The sequence below is a fragment of the Janthinobacterium sp. SUN128 genome (assembly GCF_030587275.1).
GTDB classification, from domain to species: Bacteria; Pseudomonadota; Gammaproteobacteria; order Burkholderiales; family Burkholderiaceae_D; genus Janthinobacterium; species Janthinobacterium lividum.
On record NZ_JAPWHY010000002.1, the window covers coordinates 70469 to 84281 of the forward strand.

10 protein-coding genes are annotated in these 13813 nt (G+C 60.0%); 1 reads left to right on the forward strand and 9 read right to left on the reverse strand.

Annotation, left to right across the window (positions count from 1 at the left end; all coding sequences use genetic code 11):
* Positions 1-97: 97 nt before the first annotated feature.
* The 8 genes from O3297_RS20305 to O3297_RS20340 all read right to left on the reverse strand — a co-directional run bounded on the left by O3297_RS20305 (position 98) and on the right by O3297_RS20340 (position 10745).
* Positions 98-1363, reverse strand: a complete 1266-nt coding sequence (locus tag O3297_RS20305) for a glycosyltransferase family 4 protein (RefSeq protein WP_305049808.1) — start codon at positions 1361-1363, stop codon at positions 98-100.
* Entirely contained in the window at positions 1344-2654 is a 1311-nt protein-coding gene (locus tag O3297_RS20310; protein WP_034782139.1) for a nucleotide sugar dehydrogenase, read from the reverse strand. Before O3297_RS20310 ends, O3297_RS20305 begins: the two co-directional genes overlap by 20 nt.
* Positions 2651-4666 (reverse strand): alginate lyase family protein, encoded by a 2016-nt coding sequence (locus O3297_RS20315; RefSeq protein ID WP_305049809.1) that lies wholly within the window; start codon positions 4664-4666, stop codon positions 2651-2653. The genes O3297_RS20310 and O3297_RS20315 overlap by 4 nt, the downstream gene beginning before the upstream one ends.
* Before the next feature lie 7 nt (positions 4667-4673).
* A complete protein-coding gene (gene asnB, locus O3297_RS20320; protein ID WP_305049810.1) occupies positions 4674-6542 on the reverse strand; it encodes an asparagine synthase (glutamine-hydrolyzing) in 1869 nt (622 codons plus the stop codon).
* 26 nt (positions 6543-6568) lie between these two features.
* Positions 6569-7651 (reverse strand): glycosyltransferase family 4 protein, encoded by a 1083-nt coding sequence (locus tag O3297_RS20325; protein WP_080753338.1) that lies wholly within the window; start codon positions 7649-7651, stop codon positions 6569-6571.
* Positions 7652-7770: 119 nt separating this feature from the next.
* Positions 7771-8457: an acyltransferase gene (locus O3297_RS20330; protein WP_305049813.1), complete on the reverse strand. Its 687-nt coding sequence runs from the start codon at positions 8455-8457 to the stop codon at positions 7771-7773.
* A gap of 61 nt (positions 8458-8518) precedes the next feature.
* Positions 8519-9502: an acyltransferase family protein gene (locus tag O3297_RS20335; protein ID WP_305049814.1), complete on the reverse strand. Its 984-nt coding sequence runs from the start codon at positions 9500-9502 to the stop codon at positions 8519-8521.
* A 37-nt stretch (positions 9503-9539) separates the two neighbouring features.
* A complete protein-coding gene (locus tag O3297_RS20340; protein WP_305049815.1) occupies positions 9540-10745 on the reverse strand; it encodes a glycosyltransferase family 4 protein in 1206 nt (401 codons plus the stop codon).
* Between the two features lie 154 nt (positions 10746-10899).
* Here O3297_RS20340 and O3297_RS20345 point away from each other — a divergent pair, with 154 nt between their 5' ends.
* Positions 10900-11433: a serine O-acetyltransferase gene (locus tag O3297_RS20345; RefSeq protein WP_305049816.1), complete on the forward strand. Its 534-nt coding sequence runs from the start codon at positions 10900-10902 to the stop codon at positions 11431-11433.
* Positions 11434-11492: 59 nt separating this feature from the next.
* Here O3297_RS20345 and O3297_RS20350 read toward each other — a convergent pair whose 3' ends face one another.
* Positions 11493-13712 carry a heparinase II/III family protein gene (locus O3297_RS20350; protein ID WP_305049817.1) on the reverse strand — a complete coding sequence of 740 codons (2220 nt, stop codon included), beginning with the start codon at positions 13710-13712 and terminating at the stop codon, positions 11493-11495.
* Positions 13713-13813 lie beyond the last annotated feature (101 nt).

Genomic DNA, 13813 nt, shown 5'->3' on the forward strand with positions numbered 1-13813 from the left:
GGTTTCACTTCGCAAACAGTTTATTGAGGAGCATGCACGCTCGACACTATAATCCTTCAGACGATCAGCAGGCCGCGCACGGCGCTGTTGTCCGGAGCTATCCGCCGCCATCCTTGCTCAAGGTCACTGAAACGGCGGGCGTGGCGGCGGGAAACAGGCGCGCATACGCGGCCAGCAGCTTGGGCGCTTCATATTCCCACTCCAGCTCGTTGATCACGCGATGGCGGCCGAACGCCCCCATCTGCTCGCGGCGGGCGGGATCGTCGAGTAATTCAACGATCTTGCGCGCCATGTCGATGGGGTCGTTCTTCAAGGCATACAGCGACGCCTGCTGCGCGGACACCTTGCCCTCGACCAGGTCGAATTGCACGATCGGCTTGCCAAGCGCCATGTATTCCATGATCTTGTTCATGGTCGACTTGTCGTTCATGTCGTTGGCCACGTCCGGGTTCACGCACACATCGGACGTGTTGAGCATTTCCAGCAATTGCTGGTCCGGCACGCGCCCGGTAAACGTCACGTAGTCGGCGATACCCATGTCCTGCGCCATCTGCTTCATCTGCTCCAGCGACGTGCCGCCGCCCACCAGGCCGAACTGCACATCCTCGCGCTTCAAGGTCTGCACGATGTATTGCGCCGCCTGCAGCAGCAGATCGATCCCTTCCTGCGCGCCCATCACGCCTACATAGCCGACCAGGTAGCTACGGCCCTTCTTGAGTTCCGGCACGGGCGGCAGCACGCGCAAGCGGTCCAGCTTGGGCCCGCTGCGCACCACGTAGACATCCTCGGGCTTCATGCCGCCCCGCTCGATGGCAATCTTCTTGTACGACTCGTTGGTGGCGATCGACACGTCGGCGCTCTTGAACGACCAGCGCTCGAACAGCACCATCAATTTATAAAAGAAATCGCGCCGGCCGAACTTGGCTTCGTACAGTTCCGGATTGATGTCGTGGTGGTCGAACAGGAAACGCTTGCCCATCGTCAACTTGAAGAAGCCGCCGATGAGGAACAACAGGTCGGGCGGATTGCAGGCGTGAATGACGTCGAAGCCGCGCGCGAAATGCACCTTCCACGCCAGGCGGAAAGTGTGGAACAGCGCCAGCGAATATTCGACCAGGTAGCCCTTCGCCCCTTCCGCTTCCAGCGGGAGGTTGTAGCGGTAGATATGGATGCCGTCGATGGCTTCGTAGCGCGACTCGTAGCCCTTGCCCGTCGGGCAGATGATCGACACTTCATAGCCGTTCGCATGCAGAGTGGTCGCTTCCTGCCACACGCGCCGATCGAATGGCGACGGCAGGTTTTCCACCAGGATCAGCACGCGACGCGGCTGGCCTGCCACGGTGTTACCAGCAGATGCCGTCATACTGCTCTCCACTTTGTTCCTTGCTGATGCGCACCAGGTCGACGATGTGCTGGTGCGGCTTCAGGCTGCCCGGCACGCTCTTGAATTCGGCTGCGCCATTGCCGATGACGATGGTGTCGGCAAAGTCGAGCACGTCCTGCATGTTGTCCACCATCAGCTTGGAAATATGCGGGATCATGTTCAGGATGTAATCCTGGTTGGCACCCGTCAAGGCGGCCAAGTTGACGTTCTTGTCGTACAGCTTCAGTTCGTAACCTTTGCCCAGCAGATACTCGATGACATCGACCAGCGGCGACTCGCGCAAGTCATCCGTGCCGGCCTTGAACGAGAAGCCCAGGATGCCCACCTTGCGCGCACCTTTGTCGACGATCATCTTGATGCCCTTTTCCACTTGCCGCTGATTCGACGGCAGGATGGAGTTAAGCAGCGGCAAATCGAGGTCCAGGCTGCGCGCCTTGTAGGTCAGCGCGCGCACGTCTTTCGGCAGGCACGAGCCGCCGAAGGCAAAGCCCGGCTTCATGTAGTACGGCGACAGGTTCAGTTTGGTATCCTGGCAGAAGATTTCCATCACCGTGTGGCCATCGATGCCGACAGCCTTGCAGATGTTGCCGATTTCATTCGCGAACGCCACTTTCACGGCATGCCAGGTATTGTCCGTGTACTTGACCATCTCGGCCGTTTCCACATCCGTGCGCACCAGCGGCGCGTCCATCTTTTCATACAGCTGCACCAGCAGCGCACCAGCCTTTTCGTCGGATTCGCCAATCACCGTCTTCGGCGGATTGTAGTAATCGTAGACGGCCGTGCCTTCGCGCAGGAATTCCGGGTTGTTGCACACGCCAAAATCGACGCCGGCCACCTTGCCCGACGCCGCTTCCAGGGTCGGAATGACGAGCGAGCGCATGGAGCCGGGCAGCATGGTCGAGCGCGCCACGACGACGTGGAAGCTGTCCTTTTCACGGATGGCGGCGCCGATTTCCTGGCACACCTTGCGCACGTGGCTCAGGTCCAGGTTGCCATTGAGCTGCGAGGGCGTGCCCACGCAGATGAGCGACATGTCCGAGCCGAAGACGGCGTCGCGCACATCGAACGTGGCGCGCAAATGGCCGCTCTTCACGGTGGCGGCGATCATCTCGCCGATGTCTTTTTCAATGATGGGCGTAGTGCCCTGGTTGATCAGCTCAACCTTGGTCCTGTTCGGATCGACGCCGATGACTTCGTGTCCATCCGTTGCCAGGCAACCGGCCGAAACGGCACCCACATAACCCAAACCAAATATGCTAATTTTCATGTTTTCCTCGTATTTTCTGACAGATCAGGGGTAGCCAAACTCAGGTGAAACTGCGTGCGCAAGGTGGCCGCACCTTGCAGCCGCCCACGCCAGACCACCACAGGCGCAGCCTGTTTTTCATCGAAGCGGTACGAAACCCAGCCCAGGGGCGGAGCTTCGCTGCCGCATACCAATTGCACGGAGGTATCCGGCAACGGCGGCAAATGCATTTCCAGCGAGAAGGTGTCGCCCGCCACGCGCAGCACCTGGCCGTCCAGCTGCACGCGGCAGCGGGGATCGATGTGCCAGAACAGCTCCACCTCATGCGCGCCCTCGCATTCGAGCACATCGTCGACCACGATCAGCGCGGCGCCGGGCGCCACGCGCACGTCGCGCCGGTGCAGCACGGCATCTTTCAATCCCAGGTAGCCGTCATGGCTGGCGCTCCAGAATTGCCCATCCGCATCATCGCGCCACGTCAGGCACTCTGCCCTGGCCTTGCGCAGCCACAGGAAGTTACCGCCCGACTCGGACTGGTCGCGGCCATCGATGCGCACGGTGTTGTGCGCGCTGGTGCCGCGGAAATAGTCGCGCCACTGCTTTTGCGTATGGTAGGCATACGTGCCCGGGTCGACCAGCACCATCTGGCCCGCCACGGACAAGGTCAGCGCCAGCGCATCGGCATGACCGTGCGCGGCGATGCCCAGGTAGCCCAGGGGACCGGCGTCGGCGGTCAAGCGCACTTCAGCGGGCGTGCCGAAGCCGGCGCCCATCACGTAATAGCCGCCCTCGGGGAAGGCGCGCGGCAAGGTATCCGGCGCAGCGTCCGGCAAGGCATCAAACGCCTGGCGCCCCGCCTCGCCCAGCAGCCAGGCGCTTTTCTCGTCGAAGGTACGCGCCTTGGCCTTGAAGTCGGCGCGGCCGAACAGAGCTGCACCGCTGGCCAGCAGCGAGGTGTAGGGATTGGCGCCCGGCGCCTTGTCCCAGTGCGCCAGCAGCGCGTCGTCGGCGTCGCCGATCATCGGCACCTCGCCCGCCACGTTCGTCATGGCGGCGATAAAGTCCAGCATGGCTTCCAGGCGCTGCCAAAAGGCGGCCGAGCGGGGCCGACCATTGGCGCGGCCCGCCAGCACGCACAGCAGCATTTCATCGGCCACCGTGTGTTGATAATAAATCGCTTGCTCGCGGTTCACGCCATCCGGGCCGTTTTGCTTGAGCGCCTGCGCTTCCAGCTCGCGTTCCGTCTGCGCCAGCCAGCCGGCACTTTCTGGCCAGCACGGCCATGTGACCGCCGCGATATGCAAGCCCGTCAATTCACCAAACAGGTGATTGTTGGCCGACGAATGGCGCGAAAAATGGCCGGCGATGAAATGGCAATGCTGGTAGATGCTGTCGAGCCAGCGCTGCAGGAAGGCTTGCCCCTGCGCGCCCTGAAACAAGGGACTATTGATGCCACCGAGCAAATGCCACGCATGCGACCAGCTGACCAGGCGCAAGGCCAGTTCCAGCGCGCTGCTCCAGTTCGGCCCCAGCGGATACGGACACTGCTGCCACCACGATTCGAGCAAGGCTTGCGCGCCGCGCGCATGGCGCAGGTCGCCACCGAGGCGGTACGCCATCGCCAGGTCGGCCACAGCCAGGTGGCGGTTCGGTTCCCACAGGCATTTGATGTCGCCTACCACCGCTTCATCGCGGTAATTGAGCGTCTTGCCAAAGCCCAGCGGCACCACGGTGCCCGTCTTCGGATCGCGGTTCCATTGGGGCGGGAAACCCAGGTCCGCATCGCGCAGGGCGAAGACATCGAAGCGGCCCGCCAGGATGCGTTCGGCGGCCGCCAGGTGCGGCGCCGCATCGATGGGCAGGCCCAGCCATGGCGCGCCGAAACGCTGGCGCACGGCGGGCGGCGGTACATGCGCCAGGCCATAGCCGCGCGCCTGCAGCCGCTGCTGCACGGCATCGCGCACACGGTGCGCCACCTCGGGCGCCCCCATGGCGCGCAAGCGGTTCAGTTTCCAGGACAGGTTGCTCAGCATGGACATCTCACAGATACTGGCGGTGCCAGATTTCCAGGGTAAGCAAGCTCCACAGGAGCTTCTCGTGGTTTTGCCGCCCGGCCACGTGCTCGGCCAGCACCTGCTGCAAGGCTTGCGCATGGTAATAGTGGCGCGTGCGCGACTCGGCGCCCGTCAGGTGCTCGTACAGATAATCCTTCATGGGGCCGCGGAACCATTCGTTGACGGGCACGCGGAAGCCCACCTTCGGCCGTTCCAGGATGGCTTGCGGCAGCAACTGCTTCATGGCTTCGCGCAAGATCCACTTGGTGGTGCGGCCCCGCACGCGGTACTCGTCCGGCAGGCTCGACACGTACGCGGCCAGTTCGTGGTCCATGAAGGGCATGCGCGCTTCCAGCGACGCGGCCATGGTCATGCGGTCGCCCCGCTCGAGCAGATTGTCTGGCAGCCAGCTCCGCTGATCGAAGCACAGGATGCGGCGCAAGGCGCTGTTGCCGGCGCTGCCGCAGCCCAGCGAGGGATCGCGCTGGCGCGACGGCGCCGGCATGGCCACCAGGCGCGCGCGTTCCTGGTCGGACATCATGCCGAACCAGCGCGGCATGCGCTCGTCGAACGCTTCCAGGCCCAGGTTCACGATGGCCGTCTTGGCACGGCGGAAACGGTACGGCAAGGCGCCGATGGCCGGCTCGATCAAGCCGTGACGCAGCAGACCCGGCAGCATTTGGTAGTTGCCCGCATAGCGTTCGTACACGTGCTTCGGGTAGCCGCCGAGGATTTCATCGGAGCCTTCGCCCGTCAAGACCATCTTCACCGTCTTGCGCGACTCCTTCGCCAGCAAGTAGATGGGAATGTCTGATGGCTCGGCCACGGGGGCGTCGCGGAAGCGCACGAGGTCGGGCAACAGCGCGATGACCTGGTCGACCGATACTTCCAGCTCATGGTGCTCTGTGGAAAATTGCCGCGCGATATCGGCCGCATACGCCAGCTCGCTGAAGCCGCCCTCCTTGAAACCGACGGAAAAGGTTTTCACGGGCATGTCCGCATGGCGCGACATCAGCGCGACCACGGCCGACGAGTCGATGCCGCCGGACAAGAAAGCGCCGAAGGGCACGTCGGAAATCATGCGGATGCGCACGGACTCATCGAGCTTGTCGAGAAAAGTGGCGACGGGGTCGGCCGGCAACGGTGCCGTCACGCGCGGCCGGCTGTCGGCAGGCGTGAAATACACCTGTTCGCGCAGTGCGCCATTTTCCCATGTCAGGGTGGAGCCAGGCGCGAGCTTGCGTATCCCCTGGAACAGGGTTGCCGGACCCGGCACATAGCGGTAGGCAAAATAATCCCAGATGGCGGACTCGTCAGCTTGCGCGGCCACACCAGGAACGGCCAGCAATGCCTTGATTTCCGAGGCAAACAGCAAGCCGCCTGCGTGCTCGCACAGGAACAGCGGTTTCTTGCCGAACGGATCGCGCGCGATAAACAGGCGGTCGTGGCGCGCATCCCAGATGGCGAAGGCAAACATGCCGCGGAAATGCCGCACGCACTCCTCGCCCCACTGCACATACGCGTGCACGATGGTTTCCGTGTCGGATGCGGTTTTGAACGTATGTCCCAGTGCAATCAGTTGCTCGCGCAGGGGCTGGAAATTATAAATTTCACCGTTAAAAATTACTTGCACCGAACCATCGGCATTGCCCAGTGGCTGGTGGCCGGTGGCCAGATCGATGATCGACAGGCGCCGGTGCACCAGGCCGACACGATATTGTGCATTGCCCGTGGCGACATCGAGTATGCCGGTATCGTCGGGGCCACGATGAGCAATCGCCGCGCCCATCGAGGTCATGATGTCACGCTGTCCAGGAACAGATGCGGGGAGAATGAAACCAGCAATACCACACATGAATAACAGCCTCTTGAAAAGTAATCTTATCGACGCAGTGCGCCATAGGTGTCGCGGAAATCCTGCGCCAGGCGCTCCAGCGAATACTGGCTCTCGATGCGCAAGCGGCAGGCCTGGCCCATGCTTTGCAGCAAGGCACGGTCCCCATCGAGCCGTAAAATAGCCTGCGCCAGTGCCTGTGGATCGCGCAGTGCCACGAAAAAGCCGTGCACGCCATCCTGCATCACGTCGGGAATGGCGCCCACCGGACACACCAGCGCCGGCGTACGGGCTGCCATACTTTCCAACAACGCATAGGGCAGGCCCTCATGATGCGTGGGAAACCCAAATACATCCGCACATTTCCACAACTGGTCTTTCTCCTTGCCAAACACCGGCCCGAGGAAGCTTACGGCGTCTTGCAAGCCCAACTCGGCGGCCCGCGCCCGCAAGGAGGCCTCGGCCGGACCGCTGCCGGCGATCTTCAATGTCGCCGTCACCCCGGCAGAGCGAACCATGGCCAGGGCCGCCAGCAGTTCGAACAGGCCCTTGCTTTCCGCCAGCCTTCCCACGTAGACCAGAAGCAAGGGGCGAGCATGCATCCGCTTGTCCTGCGGATCGTCAGCGATATCGATGGCATTCGGTATCACCGCCAACGGCAGCGCTTCGTCAAAATGCCGGTAGGCGCGCAATTCCGTTTGCGCCAGCAACACGACCTTGTCAGCAGAACGCAACACCTTGCGCAATAGTCCGGTAAGCAATGGCCGATTGCCAAAAAAATCCTCTGGCAGCGCGCCGCCATGCACCTGATAAACGACTTGTTTGCCCATCAGTTTGGCGATAAATACGTACACGATATCGCGCCAGTAACTCTTTTGCTCCATCGACGTGTTCACATGGACAATATCGGGACGTTTCCGCAACAACGATACGGCAAATTGAAACGGGCTGGTCAACAGACGCACCAATTTTCCTGGCGCGGACTCCCCGCGTCCTTCGCTGCCCACCTGGAAATGTACAAGATGAAAATCTCGCGACAAGCTGGATCGGTACATTTGATTCAGATGGGTACTGACTCCACTGACCGCATCAAGGGACGGTCCAAGCAACATCACAGTAATCATTTTCATATTATAAATTATTTTTTTGCAATCTAGTTAATCATGTAACCAGTGTGCGAGCGACATCACTTTGCGCCGGAGAAAAAAGCTGGAGAAAGGCTAAAGGACATGCTTTTCGGAAATAGTGTTCAGTCGCGTATGCCGGCGGCATGGAGAAAAGCCTCGAAGGACGCGAACTGCGCCTTGTGATTCGCTACATACCGCGGATAGGCCCGATCCAGCTGGCGTTTCACCGGCACGCGGTCGTCCAGCTGGTCGCCGTCCATGAACAACGGAAATTCCTCCCAGAAATCCTCCACGACAGGACGCCGCCCCAGCCGTTCCTGGATGCTGCGCGCATACTCAAAGGCTTCTGCCACACATTTGACTTTGCGTTTTTCATAATACTGTTCAACATTTCCGACAATCCGCGCCGGATTACCCGCCACGATCGCGCCAGACGGCACGTCCCTGGTGACGACGGCCCCATAGCCGATCACGCAGTTATCGCCGATGGTCACGCCCTTGAGCACGGTGCAATTGCGGGCAAAATACACATTTCGGCCGATTACCACCCTCCCCGAGGAATTCACGAAGTCGCCATGCAAATCCAGGAACAGGTTGGTGACGAAATCATGCGTCAGAATCTCCGTGCCGGAATTGATCGTCGTTCCCGCGCCGATTTCCAGCAAGGTTGGGCGTGTGACATCGATACTGATGGTCTTCAAATTCCCCCAACGAATGTTTTCGCCAAGCGCAACGCCGCGCCCGCGGAGCATCTGCTCAAAACGACGTACCCGCCGTGCAGCAAGCATTTTTTTTATAGAAGCAAGCATACCGATTATCCCAAGTCATTAATAACAGAACCATCCTCGCGGTGCGGGACAGTCGTGCAACTTACAAAATATAGCGCCAGCGCCGCGCCAGCAGCATCAACGGCAGGCTGGCTAGCAGCGACAGGAACAGCCCTGCCAAGGTCAGGCTTCCCCAGTCTTGCCATCCCCAATAGACGGCCAAGGCCAGGCAAACAGGATGAATAAAGTAGACTGCGGATGACATTCTGGAAGCCAGCATGCTGCCGTGCGAGGGGGCGTGCAGTGCCACCATAAAGCATGCTGGTGCGGCCAGGGCCAGGGCAAACAGCATGTCGAAACTTTTCTTCGTTGCGCCTTGCAAGCGATAGTTCGCATGCGATTCCAGCACAACAAGAAGCAATGCGGCAGCGGCAACGCTCGCCATCGCCGTCAGACCTCGCGGACGCCAAGCATGCCTGGCAATCAAGAAACCCGCACACAGGAAAGGGAAGCCGAAAAACAAAAAGTTACGAGACGTCCAGTTCAACGCCACGATATTTTGTAGCAGAGACGATGAGAAATTGTGATAAACGCGACAATATTGCAGGCAGCCCCCCATGACAAACAAGATGGTCGCCATTGCGGCAAGACGGATGCTTGCCTGCTCACGCAAGCAATACAGCAAGATCCCCCCACAGATCAGACCCGCCATATACCAGAGGTGGTGATACCCCATCACCATCGTGGCAAACAGCATGGCCCAGGCAGTCGCGCCGGAGAGTGTCTGCGGATGCAGATAGCAGGGCAAATACAACACCATCCAGAATACATAAATACCTGCGGCTTTTTTCACCCATGAAAGAAAAGTGGCCCGGTTCGTACATGCCTTGCTGAAATAATAGCCGTTCATGATGAAAAACACGGGTACCGCTATACGGAACAGGCCGTTGACCGTCAAATAAGCCCCCTCTCCCACAGCCGCGCTGCCGGCATGCAAAGCCAGTACCATGACGGCCAGCACCATGCGAAATCCATCAAGCACCCCGTCACGCGACGGCGTGCTATTTACTGGCGACAAAGTTCCCATCCATTGATCTCCTTTGCCCTCGTTACATGGCGAAAGCCTAGGCGGCTGCGATATGGCGATACCGCTGAGCAACTTGCGCCGCAATGATGGCATAGCTGCGCGCGCTGGCAATATACGCCGGCCCACGGCTGGCCCGCAGGCGGGCGCGTTCCGGGTCGGCCAGCACTTCGGCCATGGCGCCGGCCATGGCGGCCGGCACGCTGGCCGTCAGCCAGCCTGCCTGACTGGCCTCCAGCACCTGCACCTGGTCGGGGCTGTCATTGCCGATGGCCGGCATTGCCAGCGCCAGGTATTCCAGTAATTTGGTCGGGGAACTGACATCGTAGCGGACTCCGCGCGGAATATAGGACAGCGCCAGATCGGCGCCCAGCAGCAATTCCCAGGCTTGCGCCGAAGGCAGCCACCCGGTAATGCGCACGGCGTCGGACAGGCCGGCACGCGCCGCGTGCTGCAGCAAGTCCTGCTCATCCTGGGCATAGGGCGAACCGCCGATCAATAACAGACAGGCACGCGGAACCCTTACGCGCAACAACTGGAGCGCATCGATCATGCGTTCCACATTACGCGACTTGTCCAGGGTCCCCAGATAGGCGAGCAGCGGTACGTCCTGCCAGCCTTCCGGACGCCGGCTCGATCGGGGGGCGCCTTCCATGAGTTCCATGTCCACGCCCATCGGCACGGCACTCAGACGCTCGGCGGGAATTCCTTTTGCAATCATATAGTCGCGCATGGCATCGCTTTGCACGAAGATGTGCTTGGCCCCCGGCAAGACGAACCGGTATAGAAGTTGCGCCTCCAACAATCCTTTGAGCAGTACCAGCCGCTGACGCAGGCTGGGCCGGCGAGCCAGCTGATGGCGCGCGTTTTCTATGCGGCCTTCGCACATCAGGTATGAGACCCAATAGGTAAATGGAATTTTCTTGAAACGGGCAATCCACATTCCAAGCAGGCCGATCGATACCATGTCGCGTACCTGGATAATATGGCAATCGCCACGCCGGGCCGACAACAGGCTACGAAGGCCCAACTTGATGAACGACCATTCGCGCCGCAGGCGGCTGGCGTGATAGGGGGGCCGCTGCGCCGAGGCAAAGTTCTGCTCCTGGAATGGCGTACTGTCCGCCGTCCCCACCAGATCACAGACGACTTGATGGCGGGGCAGATACTTACCGAACAGGACAGCCACATCCGGGCGAAAAGTCGGCAATGCCTCAGGCACGAGCTGTAGTATTTTGAGAAACATGTATGAATAGTCGCAGAGGCAGGGTGAATCAATCGTCGAGGACGAAAAATATTATCATAAATGGCATAAAATTATTATAATTATACCATCCATGCCTGGGAACAATGTCAGTTACACCATATCTTCAGCAACATGAGTCGTACTGCAGAACAAAGTGTACAGGGCAACTGGCCACACATCCGATATTTCATTGCAATTTCACCAGCTATCCGGTTACGCTGCCGTCTACCGACGCCACGCCGCCGTCATACATCGCCAACTTGAAAAGGCCGCGCTCTCCATGCTAAGAATATTTCGCCTGTCTGCCTGGCTACACCGTCACCGCATCCCGTTCTTGCCAAGAATGCTGTATGTGCTCAATCGCATGCTGTTTGCCGTGGTGCTGCCGCCAGGCGTAACAATGGGCAGTGACGTATTGCTGGCGTATAGCGGGCTGGGTATCGTGGTGCATGCACGTGCCGTCATTGGCGACCGCGTCAAGATATCGCAGAACGTCACCATCGGTGGACGCGCTGGACTGCTGGAGGTGCCGGTGATCGAAGACGATGTGGAAATTGGTGCGGGCGCCTGTGTCCTGGGCCCCATTACGATCGGCCGCGGCGCGAAGATAGGCGCCAATGCGGTAGTACTGCACGACGTGCCAGCCGGCGCCACTGCGGTCGGCATCCCGGCGCGCGCCATATCGTAGAACCGCAACCACACTTGCAACAATGCCGGCGTTGCGCCGGCATTGTCATCAAGTTTACATCAAGGCAAGACGATAGTCTGCGTGCCTATGGTGAGCTGTCGCCCTGTCGCCGTTTGCGTCAGCTGTGGTTTGATGCCCTTGCACCCCACATCGAGCACCACCAGAAACTCGCCTTTCAATGCCGCAGTCGGTTTGAGGAAGGCCGCGTGGTCTTCTACCGTACCGGCCTTCGATGGTGGACTCAAACGCTTGGCCAGCGCCGTGCCGTCAGTCGACAATGACTGCAAACACAGGCTGCGATCAACGTTGACGATCTTCGCCGCATTGGTAGCGGTAAAAGTAATGGGCGCGGCTGCATGCAGGTTCCATTCGAAAATACGCGGTGTCGCAGAAGCGAGCGTATCGAGCACAACCACCATATCCTGCCCGCGCAAATACCAGACCTTGCGCAATGCCGTCGTCAACAACCCGTTGTAAGCGGGCAAGGCATCGCCTTCGGCATAGTCCAGCGTCGGCGACGTGTGGAAGGCAGTAATGCGCCCCTTGCGATCAAGCAACTCCAGCGTACCGGCGACTGGCTGGCCCAGCCCGCCATCGACCGTCACCGCATTGTGCGCCTTGGTGGTGCGATACCAGCTCATCGCTTGCGGCGACGCAAAATAATCCTGATAACCGGCTTCCGTCAGCAGTTTGCGGCCGCCGCTGTTGATCACGATGCTATTTTGATCACCATGACTATGGTTATAGGAGCCATACGGGCTGGACTTGAAGAAAACGGAAGTGCGCGCCCGATCGGCCATGCTGCTATGCATGGCCACCCAGCCGATACTTGGAAACAGCATTGCATTCGGCGGCGGCGCCGAGGTTGTCACTGTCGCCACTGGCAGGGGGTACGGCGCCTGCAGCAACGTAAGCGGACTTTCCTCCCCCACCGTGTTGCTGACAAACCACGCCGCAGCGGGCGTTTTCTGGCGCGAGATGAACGCCTTCATCAATGCCTGATCAGGCACGCCTTCATGTACGTCGCCAAACACATGGCTAGGGGTGCCAGGCGGAGTGAATTGCATGAAGAAATTGGCAAAGCCTGCTGCCCACGGTTTTTCGAACAGGTTGATGCCGGTTGCCTGGGCCAGTGGTTGCCACACCTGCATCTGCATGTCGATCGTGTATTGCGCATACGCCGTGCCATTTGAATAGCCCCCTTCGGCGCCACTCCAGACATGGATCAAGTGCGCATATGAGCGCACTGCAAAATCGAGCCAGACCTTCGCTTCAGGCGATTCGCCCAGTGCCAGGACAGAAATCAGGCTCAGGTAGCCAAGTGCCTCGATACCGTGCGAGTCCAGCGGTGTCTGGTCGAGCCGGCCATTGGCCACCGCCAGATTATTGTAGATTGGGCGCGCGCGCAGAACCGCCATGTCCATCCAGGCCTTGCGCCGTGGCGCGTCCAGCTCATTCCAGAGCAAGTCGGCCCCCTTGGCCAGCACCAGCGACATCATGCGCGCCACCTGGTCTTGCGATGCAAAACTGGTTGCCCCCTCGGGATTGAGCGAAGCGATCTGGTCGCCTCGCGCAATGGCTTCTTGCAGATACTTCTTGTCGAGGGTGAGCCGATACATGAGCGCTGCGGCTTCAAGCTGCCGTATCACGCCACCCATCGTATTCGACACCAGCGTATATTGCGCGGAAACCGCCGCAGCGCCTGCCGTCGATGACAAGGTCGGGAAGGTCGCATTGGATACCGGCGCCAGTGAAATCATGCGCGTATTCACCTCGGTAGTGAGCTTGGCAAGGGCTCCGCCGCGGTCTGCGCGCATGGCAGCGGACCAGGTGCTTGCCGGCTGGAAGTTGGTCGCCAGTTGCCGCGGACGTGGGTGGGCAAGTATCGCCGTACCAATATTACTATTCTCGGGCACGACAAATTGTTTGGACGTAGCATCAATCATGAAACCACGCCAATCCGACCAGTCGATGACCGTGCTCAGAGGACGCACCCGCCACGCATACTGGCCAGCCTCCAGCGGCTGCGCGAGCAGGATGAAATTGCGGCTGACGGTATAGGACGTCGTCGTCCCGCCCTTACGTTGGATTTCAACGACATATTGCGCCGGATAAGTCCGATGACGCGCCCATGTGATGGAAGGGGGATTTTGCGGCTGCGTCTGTAATTGATCTGGCGCAGGGCGTACGATGCCTGGCGTGGCCGACATGACCCAGTCCGCCCGGCTGGGCAAACAAGTCACCAGCAGGCTGGCCAGCAGCAAGCCCGAACTGGACATTATTCTTGTAGGCATTTGATATCTCCTGATATAGAGGTGAAGGGCATGATAAGCGCCTCCCCGACTGCAGTCAGGCTTGCCGGTGACAATCACCAGTGAAC